Origin of the sequence: Croceicoccus sp. Ery5, from assembly GCF_020985325.1 — a bacterium.
Classification (GTDB): domain Bacteria; phylum Pseudomonadota; class Alphaproteobacteria; order Sphingomonadales; family Sphingomonadaceae; genus Croceicoccus.
In genome coordinates this window covers 2,448,284-2,475,261 of the sequence record NZ_CP087587.1, presented here as the reverse complement: position 1 = coordinate 2,475,261, position 26,978 = coordinate 2,448,284, and the positions used below count along the sequence as shown (strand labels likewise).

General features: G+C 64.2%; 25 protein-coding genes and 1 tRNA gene. 13 read left to right on the top strand and 13 right to left on the bottom strand.

Features of this window, described 5'->3' with window-relative positions:
* Positions 1-55: 55 nt before the first annotated feature.
* Together LOZ74_RS11750 and LOZ74_RS11745 are read right to left on the bottom strand one after the other, a co-directional pair.
* Positions 56-901: a TauD/TfdA family dioxygenase gene (locus LOZ74_RS11750; RefSeq protein WP_230291361.1), complete on the bottom strand. Its 846-nt coding sequence runs from the start codon at positions 899-901 to the stop codon at positions 56-58.
* A 76-nt stretch (positions 902-977) separates the two neighbouring features.
* On the bottom strand, positions 978-1,724 hold the full coding sequence (locus LOZ74_RS11745; RefSeq protein WP_230291360.1) for an SDR family NAD(P)-dependent oxidoreductase: 747 nt from the start codon (positions 1,722-1,724) through the stop codon (positions 978-980).
* 178 nt (positions 1,725-1,902) lie between these two features.
* Between LOZ74_RS11745 and LOZ74_RS11740 the strand changes: the two genes are divergently transcribed.
* The 4 genes from LOZ74_RS11740 (at position 1,903) to LOZ74_RS11725 (ending at position 7,312) form a co-directional block, all read left to right on the top strand.
* Entirely contained in the window at positions 1,903-3,513 is a 1,611-nt protein-coding gene (locus tag LOZ74_RS11740; RefSeq protein WP_230291359.1) for an AMP-binding protein, read from the top strand.
* A gap of 107 nt (positions 3,514-3,620) precedes the next feature.
* A complete protein-coding gene (locus LOZ74_RS11735; protein WP_230293885.1) occupies positions 3,621-5,024 on the top strand; it encodes an SRPBCC family protein in 1,404 nt (467 codons plus the stop codon).
* A 1-nt stretch (position 5,025) separates the two neighbouring features.
* On the top strand, positions 5,026-5,802 hold the full coding sequence (locus LOZ74_RS11730) for an SDR family NAD(P)-dependent oxidoreductase (RefSeq protein WP_230291358.1): 777 nt from the start codon (positions 5,026-5,028) through the stop codon (positions 5,800-5,802).
* A 16-nt stretch (positions 5,803-5,818) separates the two neighbouring features.
* Complete coding sequence (locus LOZ74_RS11725; RefSeq protein WP_230291357.1) at positions 5,819-7,312, top strand: CoA-acylating methylmalonate-semialdehyde dehydrogenase; 1,494 nt, start codon at positions 5,819-5,821, stop codon at positions 7,310-7,312.
* Positions 7,313-7,344: 32 nt separating this feature from the next.
* On the opposite strand, the gene LOZ74_RS11720 is transcribed toward LOZ74_RS11725, so the two are convergent.
* Positions 7,345-8,589 carry a multidrug effflux MFS transporter gene (locus tag LOZ74_RS11720; protein WP_230291356.1) on the bottom strand — a complete coding sequence of 415 codons (1,245 nt, stop codon included), beginning with the start codon at positions 8,587-8,589 and terminating at the stop codon, positions 7,345-7,347.
* Between the two features lie 122 nt (positions 8,590-8,711).
* Between LOZ74_RS11720 and dinB the strand changes: the two genes are divergently transcribed.
* Positions 8,712-9,842 carry a DNA polymerase IV gene (gene dinB / locus LOZ74_RS11715; RefSeq protein ID WP_370638824.1) on the top strand — a complete coding sequence of 377 codons (1,131 nt, stop codon included), beginning with the start codon at positions 8,712-8,714 and terminating at the stop codon, positions 9,840-9,842.
* On the opposite strand, the gene LOZ74_RS11710 is transcribed toward dinB, so the two are convergent.
* The 5 genes from LOZ74_RS11710 to typA all read right to left on the bottom strand — a co-directional run bounded on the left by LOZ74_RS11710 (position 9,824) and on the right by typA (position 14,949).
* Positions 9,824-10,327: an NUDIX domain-containing protein gene (locus LOZ74_RS11710; RefSeq protein WP_230291355.1), complete on the bottom strand. Its 504-nt coding sequence runs from the start codon at positions 10,325-10,327 to the stop codon at positions 9,824-9,826. The two genes, dinB and LOZ74_RS11710, sit on opposite strands and share 19 nt — an antisense overlap.
* Entirely contained in the window at positions 10,328-10,951 is a 624-nt protein-coding gene (locus LOZ74_RS11705; protein WP_370638039.1) for a 6-phosphogluconolactonase, read from the bottom strand.
* An 82-nt stretch (positions 10,952-11,033) separates the two neighbouring features.
* A complete protein-coding gene (locus tag LOZ74_RS11700; protein ID WP_230291354.1) occupies positions 11,034-11,441 on the bottom strand; it encodes a VOC family protein in 408 nt (135 codons plus the stop codon).
* Positions 11,442-11,533: 92 nt separating this feature from the next.
* Positions 11,534-13,012, bottom strand: coding sequence for a sodium/proline symporter PutP (putP, locus tag LOZ74_RS11695; protein WP_230291353.1), 1,479 nt, complete (start codon positions 13,010-13,012; stop codon positions 11,534-11,536).
* Positions 13,013-13,125: 113 nt separating this feature from the next.
* Positions 13,126-14,949, bottom strand: a complete 1,824-nt coding sequence (gene typA, locus LOZ74_RS11690) for a translational GTPase TypA (protein WP_230291352.1) — start codon at positions 14,947-14,949, stop codon at positions 13,126-13,128.
* A gap of 320 nt (positions 14,950-15,269) precedes the next feature.
* Between typA and LOZ74_RS11685 the strand changes: the two genes are divergently transcribed.
* Both LOZ74_RS11685 and LOZ74_RS11680 read left to right on the top strand, forming a co-directional pair.
* A complete protein-coding gene (locus LOZ74_RS11685) occupies positions 15,270-18,002 on the top strand; it encodes a TonB-dependent receptor (protein WP_230291351.1) in 2,733 nt (910 codons plus the stop codon).
* Positions 18,003-18,253: 251 nt separating this feature from the next.
* Positions 18,254-18,664: a DUF805 domain-containing protein gene (locus LOZ74_RS11680; RefSeq protein WP_230291350.1), complete on the top strand. Its 411-nt coding sequence runs from the start codon at positions 18,254-18,256 to the stop codon at positions 18,662-18,664.
* An 81-nt stretch (positions 18,665-18,745) separates the two neighbouring features.
* Here the strand turns inward: LOZ74_RS11680 and LOZ74_RS11675 are convergent, their stop codons facing one another.
* Both LOZ74_RS11675 and LOZ74_RS11670 read right to left on the bottom strand, forming a co-directional pair.
* Complete coding sequence (locus LOZ74_RS11675) at positions 18,746-21,289, bottom strand: ABC transporter permease (RefSeq protein WP_230291349.1); 2,544 nt, start codon at positions 21,287-21,289, stop codon at positions 18,746-18,748.
* On the bottom strand, positions 21,286-22,029 hold the full coding sequence (locus tag LOZ74_RS11670) for an ABC transporter ATP-binding protein (protein WP_370638823.1): 744 nt from the start codon (positions 22,027-22,029) through the stop codon (positions 21,286-21,288). The genes LOZ74_RS11675 and LOZ74_RS11670 overlap by 4 nt, the downstream gene beginning before the upstream one ends.
* Before the next feature lie 60 nt (positions 22,030-22,089).
* Here LOZ74_RS11670 and LOZ74_RS11665 point away from each other — a divergent pair, with 60 nt between their 5' ends.
* Positions 22,090-22,761, top strand: a complete 672-nt coding sequence (locus tag LOZ74_RS11665; protein ID WP_230291348.1) for an arylesterase — start codon at positions 22,090-22,092, stop codon at positions 22,759-22,761.
* Here the strand turns inward: LOZ74_RS11665 and recF are convergent.
* Positions 22,758-23,849: a DNA replication/repair protein RecF gene (recF, locus tag LOZ74_RS11660; protein ID WP_230291347.1), complete on the bottom strand. Its 1,092-nt coding sequence runs from the start codon at positions 23,847-23,849 to the stop codon at positions 22,758-22,760. The genes LOZ74_RS11665 and recF overlap by 4 nt on opposite strands.
* On the opposite strand from recF, the gene LOZ74_RS11655 reads away from it, so the two are divergent.
* Genes LOZ74_RS11655 through LOZ74_RS11645 form a run of 3 tightly spaced genes read left to right on the top strand, consistent with a single transcriptional unit; the run spans position 23,833 to position 24,596 of the window.
* The gene (locus LOZ74_RS11655; protein ID WP_230291346.1) at positions 23,833-24,219 is read left to right on the top strand and encodes a hypothetical protein; all 387 of its coding nucleotides are present in this window, start codon (positions 23,833-23,835) and stop codon (positions 24,217-24,219) included. The two genes, recF and LOZ74_RS11655, sit on opposite strands and share 17 nt — an antisense overlap.
* A gap of 30 nt (positions 24,220-24,249) precedes the next feature.
* Positions 24,250-24,390, top strand: a complete 141-nt coding sequence (locus LOZ74_RS11650; protein ID WP_230291345.1) for a hypothetical protein — start codon at positions 24,250-24,252, stop codon at positions 24,388-24,390.
* Positions 24,387-24,596, top strand: a complete 210-nt coding sequence (locus LOZ74_RS11645) for a PspC domain-containing protein (RefSeq protein WP_230291344.1) — start codon at positions 24,387-24,389, stop codon at positions 24,594-24,596. The genes LOZ74_RS11650 and LOZ74_RS11645 overlap by 4 nt, the downstream gene beginning before the upstream one ends.
* Before the next feature lie 8 nt (positions 24,597-24,604).
* Here the strand turns inward: LOZ74_RS11645 and LOZ74_RS11640 are convergent, their stop codons facing one another.
* The gene (locus LOZ74_RS11640) at positions 24,605-25,396 is read right to left on the bottom strand and encodes a queuosine precursor transporter (protein WP_370638822.1); all 792 of its coding nucleotides are present in this window, start codon (positions 25,394-25,396) and stop codon (positions 24,605-24,607) included.
* A 61-nt stretch (positions 25,397-25,457) separates the two neighbouring features.
* On the opposite strand from LOZ74_RS11640, the gene LOZ74_RS11635 reads away from it, so the two are divergent.
* Positions 25,458-25,534 (top strand) — tRNA-Arg (locus tag LOZ74_RS11635).
* 125 nt (positions 25,535-25,659) lie between these two features.
* Complete coding sequence (locus LOZ74_RS11630) at positions 25,660-26,568, top strand: YdiY family protein (RefSeq protein WP_230291342.1); 909 nt, start codon at positions 25,660-25,662, stop codon at positions 26,566-26,568.
* Here the strand turns inward: LOZ74_RS11630 and LOZ74_RS11625 are convergent.
* Positions 26,546-26,974, bottom strand: a complete 429-nt coding sequence (locus tag LOZ74_RS11625) for a Na+/H+ antiporter subunit G (RefSeq protein ID WP_230291341.1) — start codon at positions 26,972-26,974, stop codon at positions 26,546-26,548. The genes LOZ74_RS11630 and LOZ74_RS11625 overlap by 23 nt on opposite strands.
* Between the last annotated feature and the right edge of the window lie 4 nt (positions 26,975-26,978).

Here is a 26,978-nt window from a genome sequence, read left to right as displayed (position 1 = left end):
ATGATCCGCACCGCCCTTTCCTGCTTCCTGAATACGGGTCAGGCGTCCGTTTACATCAGGCGAACGGCTCCTCGCCCTCAAGCTTGGTGCGGACCATCAGGCGGCCGCTGGTCACGTCGTACCATTCGGCGCGGTGCATGGTGCCGGTATTGTCCCAGATCACCAGATCGCCCTCGGACCACTCGTGGCTATAGGTGAATTCCTCGCGCGTTGCCCATTCGCGCAGCTCGTTCAGCAGCAGGCGGCCTTCCATCACGTCCATGCCGACCACCGTATGCGCGGTATTGCCGATCACCAGCGACTTGCGGCCCGACTTGTGCGTCCACACCAGCGGCAGCGTATTGTCGCCGATCGCCTGCATGCCCTTGAGCATGGCGACGGGCGGTTCGGGGTTATAGAAGAACAACGTTGCCCACGCGCCATGGCGGACCTTTAAATCCTCGATCCGGTCCTTTTCCTCCTGCGGCAGCGCGTCATAGGCGGCATAGGTATTGGAAAAGCCGGTATTGCCCGTGCCCTTGGGCGAGGGTTTCTTGCACGACAGGATCGAGGCGAGGATCGGCACTTCCTGCATGGTGCCGTCGATGTGCCAGTAAAGCGACCCTTTCAGATATTCGGCGGTCGGTCCCGCGACGGCGGGATCGATGCTGATCTTGGTCACCTCTTCCTCGTCCCCCTTGCGTTCGGGGGCATAGGTACCCAGCGTCTTGGTAAAGGCGATTTGTTCCTCGTCGCTAAAGGCGATCTTCGGGAACACCAGCACGCCGCGCTGCTCCAGCAGGTCGCGCAATTCATCGCCCAGCGTTCCCGCCAGCAGCTCTTCCTTGGAATTCAGCACGCGGCTGCCTATCCGGTCCTTGATCGCTTCGTGCTTCAGGGTCGTTTGCGTTGCGACGCCCATGGCTTATCCTCCGTTATCTGGCAGGGAATATAGACCTGTCGGGGCCCGCGATGAAGCTCGCCCCCGCGATATTCGATCATGCCGATCCCATATAGCGGCCGCCATTGGTGCTGATCGTCTGGCCGGTCACATAGCTCGAATCCTCGCTGGCGAGGAACAGGCAGGCGCCGGCGATTTCCTCGGGCCGGCCGATGCGCTTCATCGGCAGCGTCTTGGCAAAGGCTTCCATATCCACCGGCGCGGCGCGCAGGGCGGGGGTGTCGACCACGCCGGGCGGCACCATGTTGAACGTCACCCCGCTGGCCGCATATTCCAGCGCCAGTGCCTTGGTCATGCCCAGCACGCCGCCCTTGGTCGACACGTAATGGACCTGCCCGTTCGATCCCGACTGGGTGGAGCTGGAGGTGATGTTGATCACGCGGCCCCAGCCTGCGTCCAGCATGGCGGGCAGCATCTCGCGCGTGCAGAGATACGGACCTTTCAGATTGATCCGCATGATCTGTTCCCACTGGTCGTCGGTAATGTCGAAGAACGGGACGAAGGGCGCGATGCCCGCATTATTGACGAGAATGGCGATCGGACCGAATGCCGCGCGCGTCTGTTCGGCCGCATCGCGGATCTGCGCGGCATCGGAACAATCGGCCGTGACCGCAATGGCCTTTCCGCCTGCCTTGGTAATCGCCTCGACCGTTTCGGCGACGCCATCGCCGTTCAGATCCCATGCGCCGACATTGGCCCCTTCGCGCGCGAAGCGTTCGGCGATGGCGCGTCCGATGCCCGAACCCGCTCCGGTAACGACGGCGGTCTTGCCTGCAAGCTGCATTCTCGTCCTCTTATCTGTGTTGGCCGGTTGCCAGCCTTTCAATTGACCCTCTCGGCATAACCCGAACCGGCGCGCGTGCGGCCATCGGGCCGCGCGGTATCACCCGCGCGATGAGTTCTGCCCCGCAGCGCCATTGCAGGTTGCGTTTGTCCGGACTTGCGACTTGATTGCGCGGGCAATGGAAAGGGCCAACCGCATGAAGCGCCGCGAGATCGAGGGATGGAGCATCCGCTGGGACGAGGAACGCGCCGCCGCCGCGCGGCAGGCCGGCTGGTGGACGGGTGAGACGCTGGCCGATCTGTTGCCGCGCATGGCCGTTGCCGATCCCGACCGGCTGCTGGTGGTGGATGGCGGTGAACGGCTGACGGCCGCGGTGCTGCACGAACGCGCGTCGCGGCTGGCCGCATGGCTGCGCGCGCGGGTCGCGCCGAGCGGTGTGATATCGTTCATGTTGCCCAACTGGCACGAAGCGGCGGTGATCTATTTCGCGGCGACCTATGCGGGGCTGGTCGCGAACCCGATCCTGCCTTCCCTGCGCGAACGCGACACGCGTTTTATTCTGGAAGATTGCAAAAGCCGCGTGGTGTTCGTGCCCGAAAGCTTCCGCAATTTCGGCTATGGTGCGATGCTGGCCGGCATTGCGCAGGACATGGTCGATCCGCCGCAACTGGTCGTGGTGCGCGGGGAAGGGGCCGTCGCCGGAACGGAGCGGCTGGACGATATCCTTGCCGCCAGCGAGCCGGGCGCGAACCTGCGGCCCGATCCCGATGCGGTGCGCATGGTGATGTATACCTCGGGCACGACGGGGCGGCCCAAGGGGGTGCTGCACACGCATCATTCGCTGGGCGCGCTGCTGAAACAGATCGGGCAGCACTGGCGGGTCGATGCGGGCGACCGGTTCCTGGTGCCGTCGCCCGTCAGCCATATCGGCGGGTCGATCTATGCGTTCGAGGGGCCGGTCATGCTGGGCAGCACCGCCGTTCTGATGGAGCGGTGGGAGCCGGTCGAAGCGCTCGCCATCATGCGGCGCGAGGGCATTACCCATATGGCGGGGGCGACGCCTTTTCTGGAGCATCTGCTGGCCGCCGCGAAACAGGCGCAAGACCATCTGCCTGCGCTGAAAGTCTTTATCTGCGGGGGCGCTTCCGTCCCGCCCGCGCTGATCGAGGGGGCATCGGACTGGTTCGCCAATGCCTGCGTCACCCGCGTCTATGGCAGCACCGAAGTCCCCGTCACCACCGTCGGCGCGCTGGCCGAAAAGGGCATGGCCGAGGCTGCGCACAGCGACGGCAAGGCCGGCATTGCCGAGGTGATCATCGCCGACGGCGGCGAGATCCGCGCGCGGGGCCCCCAGATGCTGGCCGGATATCTGCGCGAGGAGGACGAGGCGAGCGCGTTCGACGCGGCGGGATTCTACCGGACGGGCGATCAGGGAGAGATCGACGCGAACGGCTTTCTGACGGTGATCGGACGGATCAAGGATCTGATCATCCGCAATGGCGAGAATATCGCGCCCAAGGAGATCGAGGACATATTGATCGACCATCCCGCCATTGCCGACATCGCCATCGTCGGCGTTCCCGACCCGAAAACGGGCGAGCGGGCGTGTGCGGTGATCGTGCCCGCCGCCGGAGCATCGCCCGATGTACCGATGCTGGCCGATCATCTGTCGGCGCTGGGCGTCACCCGTTTCAAATATCCCGAAACCGTGGTGCTGCGCGAAACGCTGCCCCGTAACGAGGCGGGCAAGGTTCTGAAGCATGTCCTGCGCGCCGAACTGGCCGGATAGGCGCCCTGCGCATCGCCCGAGCGGTGGCTGCTGCCCTGCGTTTCGCGAACACCGGTACTGCGCCTAAGTACGAATGCAAATCCGACCCGAGAGAGGACCATTTCGCCATGGCAGAGGCCGATCCTGCAACACGCTTTGACGTGCCGCATCTTGTGACCAATCCCGAACGGATACCGGCGGCCCGCTATTACGACGAAGCCTTCTACAAGGCCGAGACGGAACGGCTGTGGCCCCATGTCTGGCAGATGGCGACACGGCTGGAGCTGATCGAGAATGTCGGCGACTGGATCGAATACAGCAATCTGGGCAAATCGGTCATCGTGGTGCGCACCAAGGACGGGGTAAAGGCCTATCACAACGCCTGCCGCCATCGCGGCGTGCCCATTGCAGAGCCCGGCGGCCACGGCAATTGCAAAAGCGCCGGGTTCATCTGCCCGTTCCATGGCTGGCGCTGGAACCTCGATGGCGAGAACACCTTCGTTTACGGCAAGCACTTCTTTTCCGAAGAGCAACTGGACGCCGCCGATCTGGCGCTTCGTCCCTGCCGCGTCGAAACCGCCATCGGCTGCGCCTTTATCAATTTCGATGACGATGCGCCCTCGCTGCGCGACAGCATCGGCGGCGTGCTGGAAGCGCTGGAGATGCGCGGCATGGACGATATGCGCGCCGAATGGTGGTATGCGACCAGGCTGCCCGCCAATTGGAAAGTCGCGATGGAAGCCTTTATGGAAGGCTATCACGTGATGAAGACGCACCCGCAGCTTCAGCAGAAATTGCCGCAGCTTTACAATGTGATGTACGGCATGGACACGGGCGGCATCGGTCTGCCGATCAATCCCAACATGTCGGTCCGCGAAAATGTGCAGGCCCAGTTCGAGCATATGAAGCTGCTGAGCGAGGGCATGGCGGGCATGGTCCACGCCAAGGAGGTGGAGATTGCGAGCCATCTGCTGGATGTCGAACTGCCCGACGATCCGGCGCAGGCGATCCCCATGTGGTACGGCATCGTCCAGCACCAGATCGTCGAGCAACTGGGCGCAAGGGGTGAGAAGATTCCCGACCTTAACGCCGTGGCGCAATCGCATCCGGTGCAGGCGGTCGAATTCATCTTCCCGCATTATTTCCTGCTGCCGATCATGAGCAGCTCGTCCGCCTATCGCATCCGCCCGCTGGGGCCGGAGGAATGCCTGTTCGAGCTGTGGTCGCTGACCCATTTCGCCGAAAGCGACAATCACCAGAGCGTGACCGAGCCGACTGTCCTGCCCTATGACAGCCAGGATTTTCCCCCGATCCCGCGGCAGGATTACGCCAATATCCCGATCCAGCAGCAGGGGCTTCACGCCGAGGGGTTCGATTACATGCGGCTGGGCAAGGGGGTCGAAGGGCTGATCAGCAATTACAACCGCGTGATCGACGGCCATCTGCGCGGAGTCGATGGCGACAGGCTGGCCGATGCGACCCGCGAATTACAGGGCAATTTCGACGGCCAGATCAAGGAGTTCGGATTCTGATATGACGCGCACCGCCATCATTACCGGCGCGGGCAGCGGCATCGGCCTTGCCACCGCGAAAATGCTTCACGCCGCAGGCGACGCGATTGTCGGCGTGGGCCGCAGCGAGGACAAGCTGGCAGGTCTGCGTGATGCCATCGGCGACAGCGACCGGATCGCGACCGTCGCGGTCGATATCACCGACGACGACGGGCCGAAGCGGATCGTTGACTTCGCGCTCGAAAAATTCGGCCGCATCGACACTCTGGTGAACAACGCGGGGCTGGGCAGCCCGACCCCGCTGCTCGACACCGACGATGCGACACTGGACCTGTTCCTTGATGTCATGCTGCGCGCGCCGTTCCGCCTTTGCCGCGAAGCCGTGGCCCATATGGGCGCGGGCGGCTGCGTGGTGAATGTCACCAGCACATTCGCCATGATCGGCGGCAAGCGCGGCGGCCCCTATTCGGCAGCAAAGGGCGGCCTGAAATCGCTGACCGAGCATATGGCGGTCGAATATGGCCCGCTGGGCATCCGCAGCAATTGCGTGGCCCCCGGCGTCACTATGACCGACATGGTCCGCCACCGTTTCGAGGACGAGACGTTCAAGCGGGTCAATGTCGAGACCACACCCTATCCCCGCCTTGCCGAGGCCGAGGACGTGGCGAGCGCCATCGCCTTCCTCTGCGGTCCCGGCGGAGAGATGATCAATGGCCAGTCCATCGTGGTCGATGGCGGCTGGACACGCACCAAATATCTTTCCCCCCGCGCTCTGACGAGCAAATGGGTGGACCAGTAACGAACGGGAACCGATCATGCGCACGATAGACCATTTCATCGCAGGCGGAGCTGGTGCAGCAACTGGCCGCACGCATCAGGTGTGGAACCCGTCGACGGGCGAGGTTCAGGCGGAGGTGCCGCTGGGCGATGCGGCGCTGCTGGACCGCGCGGTGGAGATCGCGAAGAAGGTGCAGCCCGAATGGGCGGCGACCAATCCGCAGCGCCGCGCGCGGGTGATGTTCCGCTTCAAGGAGCTGATCGAACAGAACATGCAGCAGCTTGCCGAACTGCTGGCAAGCGAGCACGGCAAGGTGGTCGACGACGCCAAGGGCGACGTGCAGCGCGGTCTGGAAGTGATCGAGTTCGCCTGCGGCATCCCGCAGGTTCTGAAGGGCGAATATACCATCGGCGCGGGCACCGGCATCGATGTCTATTCGATGCGCCAGCCGCTGGGGATCGGCGCGGGGATCACCCCGTTCAACTTCCCCGCGATGATCCCGATGTGGATGTTCGGCATGGCGATCGCGGCGGGCAATGCCTTTATCCTGAAGCCCAGCGAGCGCGACCCCAGCGTGCCGGTGCGTCTGGCCGAACTGTTTGTCGAGGCCGGCGCCCCCGAAGGCCTGCTGCAGGTCGTGCATGGCGACAAGGTGATGGTGGACGCGATCCTCGACCATCCGGACATTGCGGCGGTCAGCTTCGTGGGCAGTTCCGACATCGCGCACTATGTCTACAGCCGGGGCGTTGCCGCCGGCAAGCGCGTGCAGGCGATGGGCGGGGCCAAGAACCATGGCATCGTGATGCCCGATGCCGATCTCGACATGGTGGTCAACGATCTGTGCGGCGCGGCCTTTGGCTCTGCTGGCGAACGCTGCATGGCGCTGCCCGTGGTGGTGCCGGTGGGCGAGGATACGGCCGAGCGTCTGCGCGAAAAGCTGATCCCCGCGATCAATGCGCTGCGCGTGGGCGTGTCGACCGATCCCGACGCGCATTACGGCCCCGTCGTGACGCCCGAGCACAAGGCGCGGATCGAACAATGGATCCAGACCGCGGTGGACGAGGGGTCCGAACTGGTCATCGACGGACGCGGCTTTACGCTGCAAGGGCATGAGAAGGGCTTTTTCGTGGCCCCCACGCTGCTCGACCGCGTGACGCCCGATATGTCGAGCTACAAGGAAGAGATCTTCGGCCCCGTGCTGCAAATGGTGCGGGCCAAGGATTTCGAGGAAGCGGTCGCGCTTCCCAGCAAGCACCAATACGGCAATGGCGTGGCGATCTTTACCCGCAACGGCCATGCGGCACGCGAATTCGCGTCGCGGGTGAATGTGGGCATGGTCGGCGTGAACGTGCCGATCCCGGTGCCGGTTTCCTATCACAGCTTTGGCGGGTGGAAGCGCAGCGCATTCGGCGACACCAACCAGTACGGCATGGAAGGCCTGCGCTTCTGGACCAAGGTCAAGACCGTCACCCAACGCTGGCCCGACGGTGGCGGCGACGGGTCGAACGCGTTCCTGATACCGACCTTGTGAGCGCAAAGGGCGGGCCGGTGGCGGCCCGTCCCTTACCTGACGACCTGCGTAATCGTGCCCTTGCGCCGCTGGAACAGCTTGCCACGCTCGCTGTACAGGATCAGCAGCAGGCCTGCCAGCGACAGGCCGAACAGGGCCATGCCCAGCGGCCGCGCCGTGCCGTCATAGGCGCCGCCGACAAACGCGCCCAGCACCGCGCCGCCGCCCACGCGCATCGCGGTTTGCAGCGATGATGCCGATCCGGCGAAATGCTGGAACGGCTGCAAGGCGATCGAGCTGAAATTCGCGCCCAGAAAACCGATCAGCGCCAGATTGACCGTCATGATCGGGGCGAACAGCCAGAACGCATCGGGATGAAACGTCGCCGCCGCCCATTGCAGCCCGCCGGTCACCACGAAAATCAGCAGCGCCGTATGGCTGACCCGCCGTGCGCCGTGTTTTTCGACGATGCGCGAATTCACGAAATTGCTGGCCGCCATGCACATCGCCATGCCGCCGAAGACATAGGCGAATTTCTCGTGCAATCCGAAATGCACGGCCACCAGCTGTTCGGAACAATTGATGTAACCGTACAGCCCGCCGAACACCAATGTCGCGCCAAAGACATAGCCGATGGCGTCGCGATTGGTGACGATCACGCGGAAATTATGCGCCACGCGCTTCAGATCCAGCGACTGGCGGTTTTCGGGTGCCATGGTCTCGGCCAGCCGGAAATAGACCCAGCAGAACATGATGATGCCCATCGCGAACATCACGCCGAAGATCGAACGCCAGTCCGCGAACAGCAGGATCGTCTGCCCGATGGTCGGCGCCAGCACCGGCACCACCATGAACACCGTCGCGATCATGGAAACGATGCGCGCCATCGCATCGCCTTCGTATTTGTCGCGCACGATGGCATTGGCGATCACCGCGCCTGCCGATGCGACCATGCCATTGGCGAAACGGAACGCGATCATCGCGGGAAAGCTGGTGATGATCATGCACAGAAAGTCGAACATGCAATAGACCGCGATCCCGCCCAGCAGCACGCGGCGGCGGCCGAAGCGGTCGGCCAGAAAGCCGAAGATCAGCGATCCCACGCCCATGCCGATCAGATAGCTGCCCACGACCAGCTGACGGTCGTTCGGGTCCTTCGCGCCCAGATCGGCCGCGATATCGCCCAGCGCGGGCAGCATCGTATCGATGCCCAGCGCTTGCAGCGACATCAGGAAAGCCAGCATGGCAGTGAATTCCGCCCGGCCAAGTTCCCGGGGCGGCGTGGGAAGGTTCAGCATGATGCGGTCCCCTTGCGCCTATTCGCAGGCACGCTCAATCCCTAATCTTGCTGCAACTGCGAAAACTTCGCCGGCCCGACAGGCACTGCCCAAGCGTGTCGCGGGCGGCTAGAACGCATGACGTGACTCAGCCAGGCGATCATGACAGCGCAAGTGACGGCGGGGGTGAGGCGGCAGGGCTGCGCAAGATCATCCATGTCGATATGGATGCGTTCTTTGCCAGCGTCGAACAGCGCGACAATCCGGCCTTGCGCGGCAAGCCGGTGGCCGTGGGCGGCGCATCGGGTCGCGGCGTGGTCGCGGCGGCAAGTTACGAGGCGCGCCGGTTCGGCGTGCGCTCCGCGATGCCGTCGGTCACTGCCAAACGGCTGTGCCCCGATCTGGTGTTCTGCAAATCGCGCTTTGACGTCTATCGCGAGGTCAGCGGCCAGATCCGCGCCATCTTCCGCGATTATACCGATCTGGTCGAACCGTTGTCGCTGGACGAAGCCTATCTCGATGTGACCGAGGACCGGCATAATCTCGGCTCTGCCACGCGCATCGCGCAGGCCATCCGCCGCCGCATCCGCAAGGATACGCGTCTGACGGCAAGCGCGGGGGTCAGCTATAACAAGTTTCTTGCCAAGCTGGCGTCGGACCAGAACAAGCCCGACGGGCTTTGCGTGATCCGTCCGGGCGAGGGGGCGGCATTCGTCGCGGGATTGCCGGTATCGCGCTTTCACGGCGTCGGCCCCAAGGGCGCGGAAAAGATGAAGCGCCTGGGCATCGCCACCGGTGCCGATCTGGCGGAGCGCGACCTGCCGTTCCTGCGCGCCCATTTTGGCAGTTTCGCCGATTACCTCTATCGCGCGGCGCGGGGCGTGGACCTGCGCGAGGTGCGCGCGCATCGCATCCGCAAATCGCTGGGCGGCGAACGCACGTTTCACGAGGATCTGTCCGCCCCCGATGCGCTGCGCGAGGCGATGGACAATATCGTCGATATCGTCTGGGACCGGATCGAAAAGGGCGAGGTGCGCGGGCGGACCGTGACGCTGAAGCTGAAATACAACGATTTCCAGATCGCCAGCCGCGCGCGGTCGATCCCCCATTTCGTCAGCGGCAAGACGGAGTTCGCGGCAATAGGCCACGCCCTTCTGGCCGAGATGATGCCCCTGCCGCGACCGATCCGCCTGATGGGTCTGACGCTATCGAAGCTGGAAGGGGTGGAGGAAGCGAAGACGCGCGGGCAGGACCGTCAGCTCGACCTGCTTTGACCCGCATGGTCCAGAGCCGCTGCGACATAGCGGCAGGCCCAGTGCGACATCGGGGCGGGCAGCGCGTCGGGCGCGAAAAAGCGTGCCTCGGCAATCTCGCGCATGTCGATCTGCGGTTCGCCGTCGACCCTGGCGATAAAGACGATCACATCGTTCAGCGCCCCGTGCATCGGCACCGGTTCGCGCAGCACAGGCGTCAGCACCTGTGCGGTCAGGCCCACTTCCTCGGCCAGTTCGCGATGCGCGGCCTGTTCGTGGGTTTCGCCCCTGTCCACACCGCCCGTCACCAATTGCCATTCATCCTGCGCGCGATAGGAATGGCGCACCATCAGCACGGCCCCTTGCGCGTTCACGGGCACCAGCGCGCAGCCGCGCAGATCGGGCTTGCGCAGCCGCCACCAGATGCGCCGCGCCCGCTCGCCCAGTTTGAGCGCCGCGCGATGCATCGCGGGCGGCATCAGTCCGGTCAGCGGAATGTTCGGCATTTACGAGAAACAGGCGATCCGCATCCGCGCCGCGCCCAAAAGGCGGGCGACGGGCAAATCGTTCTCGCCCCGCGCGGCAGCCTCGAACAGGGCCAGCTTGTCCGCGCCGCGCACCACGAACATCAGCGTTTCGGATGCCAGCAATTTCGACAGGGTCAGCGTCACGCGGTCGAACGGCGCTTCGGGCGGCAGCGGATCGGGGGTAAGGCGCCTGACCTGCGCCGGATCGTCCACCTGCGGGTCGGTATTGGGAAACAGCGAGGCGACATGCCCGTCGAGGCCCATGCCCAGCCATGCCAGCGCGAAATGGGGCGGGTGCTTGTCCTCGGTCAGTTCGACCACTGTCGCGCCCGTTTCGGCCAGCGCGGCGGCCAGTCGTCCGTAATTGCTTGCCTCGTGATCGGCGGGCACGCAGCGGTCGTCGCCCGGCCAGATTTCCAGCCGGTCCCACGCCAGATCGTGCTTTGCCAGTTCCGCGAATATGGGAAAGGGCGTCGATCCGCCCGGCACGGTGATGGCGACGGTGCCCTCCCGCTCGGCCAAAGCCTGTTTCAGCCGGTCCGCCAGCCATGCGGCGATATCGGCATCGCTCCAGCCCTTTTCATAATCGATTTCGGTCAGCACGGGGGACAGGCTCCTGTATTCTGCGATGATGGGCAGGTGGCGACGCAGCCCGATCTGCGCAAGGGGCCGTAAACCGGCTGCCCTAATCGGCAGGCGGCGCCTCGCATTGTTGCCACAGCTCGATCTTTACCCCGTCGGGGTCGAGCAGCCATGCGAACTTGCCGTAACCCTCGTCCACGCTGTCCAGAACATCGACACCCCTGGCCTTCAGCCCTGCGACAAACCCGTCGAGATCGTCGACCCTGAGGTTGATCATGAAGCTGGCCGTGCCGGGCTTCATATATTGATCGTCCTTGAAATGGCTGATCAGCGAATAGGGCGCATCGCCGGTTTCTTCCGACCAGCGCAGCATCGGCCCGTATTCGCCGTCGATCCCCAGCGTGTCGCGATACCATGCCCGCGTCGCTTCGGGGTCTTTCACGACGTAGAACACGCCGCCCAGTCCGGTAATTTTAGGCCCTGTAATCTTAGGTCCGGTAATTTTCGCCATGCCAACCTCCTGCCAGAAGGCGGCAGACTGCCACGCAGCGCCGCCTCTGGCCAGAGAGCTGTTCGGTCCGGTCTCTTATGCGGTCCGGCTCCTTATTGAGCAGCGCGCGGGACGGGCGCGCTCGACCCCATGCGGCTGACCAGCACGATCGCGCTCCACGCGGCGATGAAGCCGGGGATGATTTCATAGACGCCGGGGCCGCCAAGGAAGCTGTCGCCGAAACCGGCGGCGATCCATGCGACCACCACGACCGCGCCCGTCACCAGACCTGCGACCGCGCCCGAACCGGTCATGCGGTCCCACGTCAGCGACAGCACGATCAGCGGGCCAAAGGCCGCGCCGAACCCTGCCCATGCGTTGGAGACGAGGCCCAGAACCTCGCTTTCGGGATCGGCGGCAATGGCAATGGCGGCCAGCGCCACCAGCAGCACGCACAGGCGCGATACGTTCACCGTCTCCCGCTCCGACGCGTTCTTGCGCAGGAACAGGCGATAGAAATCCTCGGTCAGAGAGGAGGAGGCGACCAGCAGCTGCGAGCTGATCGTCGACATGATCGCGGCCAGCAATGCGGCCAGCAGGAAGCCGGTGATCAGCGGGTGGAACAGCGTGTCGGCCAGCAGGATGAAGATCGTTTCGGGATCCTCCAGCGTGAGGCCATTCAGCTCGACATGCGCGCGGCCCAGAATGCCCACGCCCAGCGCGCCGATCAGCGAGACGAACATCCAGCTCATCCCGATATTGCGCGCGGTCTTCACCCCGCCTTCCTTCACCGCCATGAAACGCACGATGATATGCGGCTGCCCGAAATAGCCCAGCCCCCATGTCACCGCCGACAGGAAGCCGATGAAGCTAAGCCCCGAGAACAGCGACAGGAAATTCGGGTCCACATTGCGCACAGCCTCTGCCACCGTGGCGCTGCCGCCGTCGCTGGTCAGCACGACGATCGGCATCAGGATCAGCGCGACCACCATGATGCAGCCCTGCACGAAATCGGTCAGCGACACGGCAAGGAACCCGCCCACCATCGTATAGGCGAGCACCACGCCCGCCGTCAGCCAGATGCCGGTCATGTAATCGGACAGGCCGGTATCGCCGAACAGTCCGGCAAAGCTCGACACGAACAGCTTGCCGCCGCCGACAAGGCCCGCCGCCGTATAGACGGTGAAGAACAGCACGATGATGATCGCGGAAACGACACGCAGCGCGATGGCGCGGTCGGGAAAACGGTTGGCCAGGAATTCGGGGATCGTCAGCGCATTGCCATAGGCGACGGTCTGGTCGCGCAGGCGGGGGGCAACGATGATCCAGTTCGCCAGCGCGCCGACGAACAGGCCGATGCCGATCCATGCCTCGACAAGGCCGGTGGCATAAAGCGCGCCGGGAAGGCCCAGCAGCAGCCAGCCCGACATGTCCGACGCGCCCGCGGACAGCGCCGCGACGGCCGGGGGCAGGTTACGCCCGCCGAGGAGATAGCCTTCCGAACTGTCGGTCGACTTTTTCCACGCGAACAGGCCGATGCCCAGCATCAGCACGAAATACAGGGTGAGCGATATGAGTGTTCCAGTAGCCATGGGGCCGCGACATATCGCCGCAGGCCCCGTTTGGCCACCGTCCGGCCCGAATTAGACCGTTTTCACCGCTGGTTGCGCAATTTTCCCTTGGATTATTGCGCGGGGTTCACGGCTTACGCGTCAACCTTGCGCTTCGCCTTCTTGCGCTCGTGCGGGTCGAGCAGCGCCTTGCGCAGGCGGATGTTCTGCGGGGTCACCTCGACCATCTCGTCATCGTCGATATAGGCGATGGCCTGTTCCAGCGTCATGCGGGTCGGCGGGGTCAGGCGCAGCGCATCGTCCTTGCCGGTCGAACGGAAGTTGGTCAGCTGCTTCGACTTCAGCGGATTGACTTCCAGATCGTCGGGCTTGGCATTTTCGCCGATGATCATGCCTTCATACAGCTTTTCCTGCGGGGACACGAACAATATGCCGCGCTCCTCAAGCCCGCCCAGAGCATAGCCGACAGCCTCGCCCGTGGCGTTCGAGATCAGGACGCCGTTCTGGCGGCCCTCGATCGGGCCCTTGTAGGGGCCGTATTTCTCGAACAGGCGGTTCATGATGCCGGTGCCGCGCGTGTCGGACAGGAATTCGCCGTGATAACCGATCAGCCCGCGCGAAGGGGCGCTGAACGCGATACGCGTCTTGCCCACGCCCGACGGACGCATTTCGGTCAGGTCGGCCTTGCGGCGCTGCATCTTTTCCACGACCGTGCCCGAATATTCGTCGTCCACGTCGATCACGACGGTTTCATACGGTTCGGTACGATTGCCGTCTTCGTCGGTGGCAAAGATCACGCGAGGACGCGAAATGCCCAGTTCAAAGCCTTCGCGGCGCATGGTTTCGATCAGAACGCCCAGCTGCAATTCGCCGCGACCTGCCACTTCAAAGCTGTCCTTGTCGGCCGATTCGGTGACGCGGATGGCGACATTGGTCTCCGCCTCGCGGTTCAGGCGGTCGCGGATCATGCGGCTGGTGACCTTGTCGCCCTCGCGTCCCGCATAGGGGCTGTCGTTCACCGAAAAGCGCATGGCCAGCGTCGGCGGATCGATCGGCTGGGCGGCGATGGGCTTGGTCACGGCAGGGTCGGCGATGGTGTTCGACACGGTCGCCTTTTCCATGCCGGCCAGCGCGATGATATCGCCGGCGCGGGCCTCTTCCACCGGAACGCGTTCAAGGCCGCGGAACGACAGCAGCTTGGATGCGCGGCCGGTTTCGATCACCTTGCCGTCGGCATCCAGCGCGCGGATCGGGTCGTTGACCTTGATCGTGCCCGATTGCACGCGGCCCGTCAGCACGCGGCCCATGAAATTGTCGCGGTCCAGCAGCGTGGCAAGGAACGAGAACGGAGCTTCCTCGTCCAGTCCGGGCGAGGGGACGTGATCGCGGATCAGTTCGAACATCGCGGTCAGATCGCCCGAGCGCGCCTCGATATCGGTGCTGGCATAGCCATTGCGGCCCGAGGCATAGAGCGTGGGGAAGTCGAGCTGTTCGTCATTGGCGTCGAGCGATACGAACAGGTCGAAAATCTCGTCCAGCACTTCGTCGGCGCGGCCGTCGGGACGGTCGATCTTGTTGACGACGACGATCGGCTTCAGGCCCAGTGCCAGCGCCTTGCCGGTCACGAACTTGGTCTGCGGCATCGCGCCTTCGGCACTGTCGACCAGCAGGATCACGCCGTCGACCATCGACAGGATGCGCTCCACCTCGGCGCCGAAGTCGGCGTGGCCCGGGGTGTCGACGATATTGATGCGCAGGCCTTCCCACACGATCGAGGTCGGCTTGGCGAGAATGGTGATCCCGCGTTCCTTTTCCAGATCGTTCGAATCCATCGCGCGTTCCTCGACGCGCTGGTTGTCGCGGAACGTGCCGGACTGGCGGAAAAGCTGGTCGACAAGCGTGGTCTTGCCATGGTCGACGTGCGCGATAATCGCGATATTGCGAAGGTCGGCGGACATTGGTCCCTCTTCAATAAATCATCTGTCTGCTGGTCGAGGGAAGGCCGGTTGCCCTGCAATATGCCGCGCGCCTTGCCGGTAAAAGCAAGGCCGCGCCCCTAATCACGCGCGCCCCTATAACAGAGTGTGCATTGCAGCAAGTCTTTTACCTGTTGCCGATGCGACACAGCACCATGCGCAGGCGGTGGGTATCTTTCTAACAATTATTGCCTGTAACCCGCAGAGTTTCTAGGGTTTGGGCTATCGGAACGTCCGGTCCCATCCCAAGGCGAAGACGCCATAGGGCCAGGGCGAATATGTGGAGAGTGGAGGAACCTCGCATGAAATCCATGGGTCACGGCCTTTCCGCCGTGCGTATGATCGTCCTGTCCGGCGGCAGCCTTGCCGCCATCGCCGCCAGCCCTGCCATGGCGCAGGACGCCGGTGGCGATATGGCGGAACCGGAAATGGCCGAACCTGCCTATGCCGAACCGGCCTTTGCAGAACCGGCCTTCGCTGAACAGGCTGCGTCCGCCAATGACGAAGGGGCCTATCGGGGCAATGACATCGTGGTCACCGCGACCAAGCGGGCGCAAAGCCTGCAGGATGTGCCCGTTGCGGTCAGCGTGACCACCGAAACCCAGCTGGAACGCGCCGAAATCCGCGATCTGAAGGATCTGACGACCGAGGTGCCGACCCTGCGCGTCACCCAGTTGCAGTCGAGCGCGAATACCAATTTCATCATCCGCGGGTTCGGCAATGGCGCGAATAACGCCGGGATCGAACCTTCGGTCGGCGTGTTCGTCGACAATGTCTATCGCTCGCGCAGCGCCGCGCGCATCAACGATCTTCCCGATCTGGAGAGGATCGAGGTATTGTCCGGCCCGCAATCGACCCTGTTCGGCAAGAACGCCAGCGCGGGCGTGATCTCTGTCACCACGGCAGAACCCAAGTTCCAGTTCGGCGGTCAGGCCGAGGTCAGCTATGGCAATTACGACGCCATGGTCGCCAAGGGCATCATCACCGGCCCGATCACCGACACCGTCGCCGCATCGATCGCGGGCGGGATCAACAAGCGCGACGGCTATATCCACGACGAGGCGCTGGATCAGGACACGAACGAGCGCAATCGCTGGTTCACGCGCGGCCAGTTGCTGTTCGAACCCAATAATCTGTTCAAAATCCGCCTGATCGGCGATTATGAAAAAACGGACGAGGATTGCTGCGCCACCGTGCTGTTGCAGAACGGCTTTACCGGCGCGGCGGTGAATGCGGTGGGCGGACAGTTCACCGACCCGGCCGATCCCTATGCCGATGTGTCCTATTCCAACTTCGCCTCGACGAACGAGATCGAGAACTGGGGTTTCTCGGGCCAGATCGATTACGGCTATGGCCCCTTCGGCATTACCTCGATCACGGCCTATCGCGGGGTCGACGCGGTGACCAATCAGGATTCCGATTTCACCAGCGCCGATCTGATTTCCGAAAACTCGCAGGATCTGGCGATCCGCACCTTTACGCAGGAGCTGCGGCTGACGGGCGAATTCGGCCCTGCCAATATCCTGCTGGGCGCGTTCTATTTCAACGAATCGATCGACCAGACCAATAATGTCCTGTTGGGCAGCGATTTCCGCGGATATGCCGATCTGCTGATCCGGGGCCAGACGGCAGGCGCGTTCACCGCCGACACCGTCGAACAGACCGTCGGCGCGCTGCTGGGCGATCCCACCCAGTTCATCGGCGAATTCTTCGGCGACGGGCAGGGGCTGGACGAAGCCTATACGCTGGATAACGAGGCGATCAGCATTTTCGGGCAGGTCGATTTCGAAGTGACCGACCGGCTGACGCTGACGGCGGGGCTGAACTATACCAAGGATAACAAGAAGTTCACCACCGACACCTATACCAGCGACACTTTTTCGACCATCGATCTGGTCGAAGTGGGCGGTATCGGCATTTACCAGCAGGCCCTGTCCACCACCATCGGCGATGCGCTGATGCTGGGCCGTCCGGCGACGGCGGCGGAAATCGGCGCGTTCGCGGGCGCCAATCCGGCGGCATTCGGGCTGATTTCGGCGGGATCGCAGGCCTATGCCGATGCCAATGCGGCAAACCCCGATGTGAACCCGCTGCTGGCCTTGCAGGCGCTGCAATTCCTGCCGCCGTTCCAGAACGTGCCCAATTCGGTCGAAAGCGGCAAGATCAAGGACGACGACCTCGCCTTTACGCTGCGTGCGGCCTATGATCTGTCGGACAGCGTCAATCTCTATGTCTCATACGCCACCGGCTATAAGCCGCCGTCGGTGAACCTGTCGCGCGACAGCCGCCCGACCGCGGCCGACCGGCAGGCGCTGATCGCATCGGGAGAGGCTGTGCCGAACCTGACCGCGGGCGGCCGCTATGCCAATGCCGAGGAGTCGGAGGTTTTCGAATTCGGGATCAAGGGCAACTGGGGGCTTGCGCAGGTCAATTTCGCGGCCTTCCGCCAGTCTATCAAGGATTTCCAGTCGAACATCTTTACCGGCACCGGCTTTCTGCTGGCCAATGCGGGCGAGCAGCGTGTGACGGGTTTCGAATTCGACGGCACAATGTTCCCCGTCGAACCGCTGATGCTGCGCCTCGCGCTCACCTATCTCGATGCCGAATATGTCGATTTCCCCGTTTCGGGCGTGGGCGATCTGTCGGGCACGCAGGTGGCGGGCGTTCCGCCGATCTCGCTGACGGCATCGGCGCAATATACGCATGAATTCGGCAACGGCTCGCAGCTGATCGCGCGCGGCGCCTATCACTACGAATCCGAAGTGCAGGTGGTCGAAGGGCTGCCGGGCTTTATCGATCTGGGTCAGGAGGCCGCCATCGGTGCGGTGCGCCCGTTCCCGCGCCAGGTCGACGATGTCTCTGCCTCGCTGACATGGGTCAGCGACATGGGCCTCGAAATGTCGGTCTGGGGACGCAATCTTTTGAACGACCGCTATCTGCTGTCGATCTTCGACACGCCGATCCAGCCGCTAAGCTTTTCGGGTTATCCCAATCAGCCGCGAACCTATGGTATCACCGCGCGGTACAAGTTCTGATTCTCTTGCAGGATCATCACGATATCTGACCGTGAGTGTCAGGGGAGAGGAAGGGGTCGTATGCCAGTGGCGTGCGGCCCCTTTTCATTACAGCCTATACATTCGCTGCGCGGGCATTCATGTTGCCCGCGACGCTGTCATCATGGCGCCGTCAGGACATACAAGTAATAATCCGGTCGGGAGAGGCCGGTTATGACGAAAACCGGGTCATGCAGGCAATCGGGCCATGCAGATATAGGGGGAATGCCGATATGGATTATATGCTGATGCCGCTGCGCCGCTATTTCGATTTCGAAGGCAGGTCGCGGCGCAAGGAATTCTGGATGTTCTTCCTGCTCAACACGATCGTCGTGTTCGTGCTGGGCGGCATGCTGCTGGCGACGGGCTATTCGATGGATCCCTATGGCGGATCGTCGGGCGGGCCGTTCGCATGGCTGCTGATGGCAGTGCTGGGGCTTTACTGGCTGGCGATCCTGATCCCGTCGATCGCGGTGCAGGTGCGCCGTTTTCACGATCAGGACAAATCGGGCTGGTTCGTGCTGATCAATTTCGTGCCCTATGTCGGCGGGCTGATCGTGCTGGTCTTCATGCTGATGGAAGGGACGCGCGGACCCAACAGATACGGTCCCGATCCCAAGGAAGGCGAAGCACGCGGCGTTTGATGCCGGACCGCGCCCGACTGGAGCGAGCGCAGCGCGCCCATCCATTCGTCTAAAGCGAGCGCAAGGCGCTCACACATTGGTCTAAAGCGAGCGCAGCGCACTCGCGGGGCGGGCGCGTAATACAGGGATGGAGGCGGCGGTGGCGGCAATGATCACCAGCGCCGCCCCGCCCAGCAATACCGACAGCACCAATGCCCAGTCGGGCCGGAAGGGCAAGTCGAACAGGCCGGTCATCACGCCCCAGCCGACCACACTGCCCAGCGCCAGCGCCACCAGCGCCAGCAATCCCGCCAGCAAAGCATATCGCAACGCCAGCGCGCCCAGAACCTGCGCACGGCTGGCACCCAGCACGCGCAGCACCACGGTTTCATAGGTTTCGCGCGCCCGCGCCGCCGCGATCGCGCCCAGCAATACGGCCAGCCCCGCCAGCACCGTCACCGATGCCGCCGCCAGGATCGCCGCTGCCATGCTGCCCAGAATATCGCGTGCCTGCGTCAGCACCGCGCCAACCTCTATCACCGCGCTGCCGGGGAATTCGCGCACCATCGACGACAGCAATGCGCGCCGGTCCGCGCCATCCGCCAGCGAAATGGTGGCGGCGAAATTATGCGGCGCATCGGCAATCGCGCCGGGGCTGAACACCAGCACATGGTTAAAGCCCAGATCGTCCCACTCGATGGTGCGGATCGATGCGACGACGGCCTCCCGCTCTGTGCCCAGCACGCTATAGCGCAGCCGGTCTCCGATCTTCAGCCCGATGGGCCGCGCCAGTTCCTCGTCCACCGAGACAAGCGCCTGCGTCGCGCCGTCCTGTTCGTTCCACCATGCGCCGTCGACAATGGTATTGCCCTGCGGAACCGCGCTGGCATAGGTCACCCCGCGCTCTCCGCGCAGGGCCCATGCGCCTTCGGGAATATCCTCGACATCCTCGACATATGTCATGGCGTCCTGCGGGCCATAGGCGATGATCGTGGCGCGCAGATTGGGCACCGCGCGGGTGGCTGAGCCGGGCGCGATCCGCTGGACCAGATCGCCGAACCGGGCCACGTCCGCGCTGGGCAGGTCGATCACGAAATAATCGGGCGCAACCTCGGGCACGCTGCTTTCGACATAGCGGTCGAGCGCGGACTGGATCGATGCGATCGCGGCAAAGGCGGCCAGCCCGAAACCCAGCGCCGTCGCCAGCGCCACGGTGGGCGCGCCGGGCCGGTCGAGCGAGGATATGCCCATGCGGACGGCAAGCGATGCCTTGGCACGGGGCAGGCGGCGGGCAAGGCGCCTGATCGCGAAACCGATCAGGGCCAGCAGGCCCAGCACCGCCGCCGCGCCGACCATGAACCACAAATTGAGCAGCGGATCGCGCGCGCCCAGCAGGACCAGCGCCACCAGCAGCGCCAGCCCGATCCCTACCGGCAGCGCTGCCGCGCGCCACACCGCCGCCCGCCCGTTCGCGCCCGACCGGAACAGCGCCATCGCGGTCACTTCACGCGCCGCGATAAGCGGCGGGGCGGCAAAGATCAGCGCCACCAGCAGCGCGAAACAGGCCGCGCGCAGCAATGCCAGCGGGTCGAAGCTGAACCGCGCTTCCACCGGCAGCATGCCTTCCAGCATCGAGGCCAGAATGGGCACCGCCAGATAGCCCAGCACCAGCCCCGCGATCACGCCGACCAGCGCGGCGGCAACGACCTGCACCACATGGATGCGCATCACATCCCCGCTCGATGCGCCCAGCACCTTCAGCGTGGCGATAGAGGTGCGGCGGCTTTCCAGCCACGAGGTGACCGCGCCCGCAATGCCGATCCCCGCGATAAACAGCGCCGCCAGCCCGACAAGGGTAAGGAACTGGCCCATATTCGCCATCAGCCTGTCCGCCCCCGGCGAAGCGCGGTCGCGCGTGCGGAAATCCCAGCCGGCAATCGGGAATTGCGCGGTGAATTCCTCTGCCAGCGTGTCGACATCGGCATCGGTGGGCAATTTGACGCGATATTTGAAGCGCGCCATCGACCCCGTCTGCACCAGCCCCGCATCCTCCAGCGATTCTTGCGAAATCAGCATCGGCGGGCCAAGCGAGAACCCTTCGGAAAGCCGGTCGGGTTCGCTGGCGATCAGGCCCGTCAGCCGGACCTGCGTTTCGCCAAGGCGGACCGTCGCCCCCTCATCAATGTCCAGCCGGTCGAGTAGGCCGGGATCGACCCATGCCTGCCCGCGCGGCGGCGCGCCGACACTGCGCCCGTCTTCCAGCTTCAGTTCGCCATAAAGCGGATAGGCGCCGTCGATCGCCTTTAACTGGACCGGCGCGCCGACCACATCGTCGCCGCTGCCGACCGAGGCGATGGCCTGCATCCGCACACCGCCCGATACGGTACCCAGCCTATGCATCGCGGCCAGTTCGTCGGGCGTGGCGGGCTGGCCATAGCGGAGCAGTTCGATGTCGCCGCCCAGAATATCCTGCCCGCGCGTCGCCAGCTCGCCGCGGATCGCGCCTTCCAGCGTGCCGATGGCCGACAGCGCCGCGGCCCCCAGAAACAGGCATACGATCAGCAGGCGCAGGCCGCGGAACCGCCATGAAAAATCGCGCCGCGCCAGCCGCAAGGCCAGCGCCCAGCGCGCCCATGTCCCGTTCATAGCGGGTCGGCGCCCGCGCGGTCGGACACGATGCGCCCGTCGGCCAGTTCCAGCACGCGCTGGCAGCGTTCGGCCAGCGCGGGATCATGGGTGATCAGGAACAGGGTCGCGCCGCTCGATGCGCGGCGGGCGAACAGCAGGTCGATGATGTCGGCCCCCGTCGCACTGTCGAGATTGCCGGTCGGCTCGTCCGCGAAGATCAGGGCGGGGCGGGGTGCGAGGGCGCGGGCGATGGCCACGCGCTGCTGCTCGCCGCCCGAAAGCTGCGCGGGGTAATGGTCAAGCCGGTGTCCCAGCCCCACCGCTTCCAGCTCTGCCCGCGCGCGGACAAAGGCATCGTCCATCCCCGCCAGTTCCAGCGGAGTGGCGACGTTTTCCAGCGCGGTCATGGTGGGTAGCAAATGAAACGCCTGAAGCACGATGCCGATGCGGCCCCGCCGTGCGGCGGCCAGCTCGTCCTCGCTCATCGCGGCGGCGCCTTCGCGGGCGAATTGCGCGCCCGCCACGTCCAGCGTGCCGCCCGTCGCGCGTTCCAGCCCCGACAGCACCGCCATCAAAGAGCTTTTGCCCGAACCCGACGGGCCCAGCAGAGCCACCGTCTGCCCCGTGGGCACGGTCAGGTCGATGCCTTTCAGGATCGGCACCTCGACCCGCCCGTTCATGAAAGCCAGCATCAGCCCGCTGGCGGCGATGGCAGGCTGTTCGTCGGCGGTTGCGGGAGAGGGGTAGGCAGCGGTCATTGTGTCGAGCATGATGTATGACATAGGGACGGGGGCGTAACAAAGAAGGTGTTGTAACAAGTGGTCGCAAGATTTTTGGCACTCGGCGTGGCATTTCTGCTGGCAGCATGCGGTTCGGCAGAGGAAACCGGCGAAGCGGCGGCGGGCGAACCGGTTACCGTGTCGGGGCCCGCCATTGACGTGCTGGCGTTCGGCGACAGCCTGTTCGCGGGCTACCGGCTGGACCGCGACGAATCCTATCCCGCCAAACTGCAGGATGCGCTGCGCGCGCGCGGGCTGAACGTGACAATCACCAATGCGGGCGTGTCGGGCGATACCACCGCGGCAGGGCTTCAGCGGATCGACTTCGTGCTCGATTCCATGGCGGGCCAGCCCGATCTGGTGCTGGTCGAACTGGGCGCGAACGACATGCTGCGCGGTCTGCCCGCCGGCCAGGCGCGCGAAAACCTCGATGCGATCCTGCGCACGCTCGACCAGCGGGGCATTCCCGTCATGGTCTATGGCATGCGTGCCGCGCCCAATCTGGGCGGCGATTACGGCCGGAACTTCGACGCGATCTTCCCCGAACTGGCCGAGAAATACGATGCCGGACTGGTGCCGTTCTTTATCGAACCGCTGATTTTCGACCGTTCGCTGGTGCAACAGGACCAGCTTCACCCCACGGCCGAGGGTGTCGATGCGATGGTCGACAAGACGGTGGAGCAGATCGAGGAGCGGATTGAGGCGCTTTAGGCTTTTTCAGCCACGCCGCCAGCCACGCGCCACACGGCGGCCTTGCCTTCCAGCCCGGCGAACAGCGCCAGTTCGGTGCCTGTCATCCAGACCTGCGCGCCGCTTTCGTCCAGCCTTTCGAACAGCGCGGCGCGGCGGACGGGGTCAAGATGGGCGGCCACCTCGTCCAGCAACAGGACCAGCGGGCGTCCCCCGTCGGCTCCCTGCGATTTCGAAAGCGTGGCATGGGCAAGGGTCATCGCGATCAGCAGCGCCTTTTGCTCTCCGGTCGAACAATCGGCCGCGGGGCGGCCGGTACCTGCCATCACCACCGCCAGATCGTCGCGGTGCGGGCCCGACAGGGTTCGCCCCGCGCCGCGCTCTGCCGCGCGCGATGCGCGCCATGTGTCGGCCAGCCGGTCCGCATCGGCGGGCGAGGCGGGATCGACCGCGATTTCAGGCCGCGCAAAGGGCGCTTCGGGCAGGGTGGCAAGGCGGGCGGACAGTTCCCCGACCACGGCGGCGCGATTGGCGGCGATGACGGCACCCGCCTCGGCCATTTCCTTTTCCAGCGCTTCCAGCCACGCAGGATCGGGGCCGCGATCGGCAGACAGCAGCCGGTTGCGTTCGCGCAGCGCCTTTTCATAACGGCCCGAATGCATCGCATGTTCGGGCCGGATCGCCAGCACCATGCGGTCCAGAAACCGCCTGCGGCCCGATGCGCTATCGGTGAACAGCCGGTCCATCGCGGGGGTCAGCCACGCGACCGACAGCCATTCGGCCAGCCGCGATGCGGGCAGGGGCGCGCCGCTGGCCTGCACGATGCGCCGGTTGGGGGCGTCCGCCTGTAAGGCGGTGCCCAGCCGGACCGGCGTGACCCCGCTGACCAGATCGGCCCCGATGGCGAAGCCCGCCGCATCGTCGCGCGCCATTTCCGACAATTGCGCCCGCCGCAGCCCGCGTCCCGGCGTGAACAGCGACAGCGCCTCCAGCACATTGGTCTTGCCCGCGCCATTCGCGCCCACCAGCAGGTTGAAACGCGCCGAACCATCCAGCCGCGTGGCGCGGTGGTTGCGAAAATCGGCAAGCTGGATGCGGTCGAATGCCATAACCGCCGCGCTAGTCTTTCAGGCCTGCCGCCGCCAAGCGAAATCCGGTTCCCAAACATTGGTGAAATTTCCCGAATATCGGCAAGCGTTCATCTGCGCGAAAGATTCCGGAAATTCTATCCTGTTGAAATACCGTATTTTTCCAAACTGGCACGGTGTCTGCAATGTGTTTGGCATGGAGGCCAAGGGGGCCCGCCAGACACACAGAAACGAATATCAGAAAGGAATTATCACCATGTCGAACTCGAACTTTGCATCGCAGGCCTTTGCCTTCGCACTCGCCCTGCTCGTCTCGGTCAGCGCTTTCGGCGTGACGGTTGCACCCGACCACAACGAAGAAGCCGCACCCGTCGCCGCGCAGATCGCCTGATCGCCTCACACACGTAAAAGGACAGAACCCATGTTAAAGAATTCCAATTTCGCCGCGCAGGCCTTTGCCTTCGTGCTCGCCCTTGCAGTCTCGGCCGGTGCGTTCGGCGTGACCGTTGCACCCGACCATGATAACGCCGGCCGCACCATCAGTTCGGAGATCGTGGCGTGAGCAATCTGACCAAGGGCAAGAATAATTCCCCGCGCAAGTTCCATTTGAACAAGCAGAGCGGCAAGCTGATGGGTGTCAGCGCGGGGATGGCCGATTATTTCGGCGTCGATGTCACGCTGGTCCGGATCGCCTGGGTTCTGGGAACCCTGCTGGGCTTCGGCTCGCTGATCCTGATCTATCTTGCCATCGGCCTTATCGCAGATTGAAGGGCGCGCTAGTCGCGCCCTTCGGTCGCATCCGCCGCTTTCCTGATATGCGCAAAGGGTGAGAAATCGGTGTCCGTGTCGAACACATCCACGCCTTCGCGCCGTTTGAGCCAGCCGACCACCGCATAGGTCACCGGCGTCAACACCACTTCCCACCCCGTTTTCAGCACCCATTGGGTCAGCGCGACCCAGAACACCAGCTCGCCCGTCCAGCCCGCCGCGCCCAGAAACGCCAGCGGATAGAAAATGGCGCTGTCCACGCCCTGTCCCACCACGGTCGATCCGATGGTGCGCGTCCACAGCATCCGGCCCTTGGTCCAGATCTTCATCTTGGCCATGACAAAGGCATTCACGAACTCGCCCGCCCAGAACGCGGTGATCGATGCCAGCACGATGCGCGGCACTTGCCCGAACACAGCCTCGTAAGCGGCCTGGTTGCCCCATTCGGGCGCGGGCGGCATGGCGACCACCACAAAGCTCATGAACGCCATAAAGGCCAGCGCGCCGAACCCCGCCCAGATACAGCGCCGCGCCGCGCCGTAACCGTATACTTCGGTCAGCACGTCGCCGATCACATAGGATACGGGAAAGAACAGCAGTCCCGCGCCGAACGGCCACAGGCCGACGACGGGCAGGTCCACCACCGCGACTTTCCCCGCGCCGATCACATTCGACAGCAGCAGTACGGTGACGAAACCCGCCATGACGAAATCGTAATAGCGGAAATTGGTCGGGGAAGGGCTGGACGCCGGGGAAGGGGCGCGACCGGCGCTTTCGCTGCGTTGCGGCATGGGATCCATGAAAACAACCGATAGCGGCAATTGCAGCCGCGTCAAACCGCCGCTATGCGAAGCGCAGCGCGCGCCCTTAGCTCAGCTGGATAGAGCACGAGACTTCTAATCTTGAGGCCGCAGGTTCGACTCCTGCAGGGCGCGCCATTTTCCCGAAATCCCGCGCCTAGTCCCTTTCCCCCCGCGAACATCGGGGCAAGGCCCTATGGCAGTCGCGCGCGGATCGCGGCACCCCTGTCGGCATTGATGGCAATGACACGGGGTAGGCGATAATGGGTTCGGGCAGGTTCGGTTCAGTTGCAGGCGCGGTGCTGGCAGGGGGCTGCTGCGTGCTGGCCATGCCCGCCATGGCGCAGGATGCCGCATCGGGTGTGCCCGCCGAACTGGCCAATATCTACCGCGAGGCGAAACCGTCGGAACGCCAGAGCATCGAACATATCGCCAAGCGGCTCTATCCCGACCATCGCGACGAGATCGACGACATCATCGACGCGATCGAGGACGAGGAAAAGGCCGCAGTGGACGAGGCCCGCTATCTGAAAGGCTGGGAAGGGGAAGGCAGTTTCGGCGCCAGCCTCGATACCGGCAATACCGAGGAATGGGGCGTCAGCGCGGGCGTGGAACTGACGCGCAAGGACAATCTGTGGGAACACCGCTTCAAGGGCGACATCAATATCCGCGAAGTCGACAGCCAACGGACCGAGGAACGCTTTGGCGCATCCTATCGCGCGCGCCGCGATTTTGCCGATTCCCCGATCTTCGCCTTCGGCACGCTCAGCTATGAACGTAACCGGTTTCAGGGGATTTCCCGCCGCTTTACCGAAGTGGTGGGCGTCGGTTACCAGATCATCGACAGCGATGATGTCGATTGGGAAGCATCGGCGGGCCCCGCGCTGCGCCAGACGCGCTTTACTTCGGGCGAGAGCGAGAACCGGCTGGGCGCCTTTGCCAATACCGATTTCAAATGGGACATCACCGACACGCTGGCCTTCAGCGAGAGCATCGCCTTTGTGCTGGACGAGGCGAACAGCACGCTGACAACGTCGACGGCCGTGACCAGCGATCTTTACGGCAATCTGTCGGCGCGGCTGTCGTTCGACACGATCTACGAATCCGATCCGGCCCCCGGCACGGTATCGTGGGATACCAGCACGCGGCTCAGCGTTGTGCTGGGTCTGTAACCTCCGCCTCTGCGTCCGCGCTGCCAGCGGGCTGGTTCGCGCGGAACGTGGCCCAGATATCGCTTTGGGGCAGGCCTTCCTGAATATCGTCGGCAGGGTTGGGATCGATCCGCGTGCCCTGACGGTGCAGATGCGCCTTGGCGATCATATTCGCGGTGATCGGGGCCGAAATGAACAGGAACAGCGTGATCAGCAGTTCATGCGCCGAGAAATGGCCGTGATAGACGGGGAAATAGATCATGCTGGCCACCAGCACCCCGCCCACGCCCAGCGTGGTCGCCTTGGTCGGCCCGTGCAGCCGCGTCATCAGCGAGGGGAGGCGAACCAGCCCCCACGACCCGATCAGCGCAAACGCACCTCCGCCAAGGATCAGCACGGCGATCAGAATATCGGCGATCAGTGTCATGCCG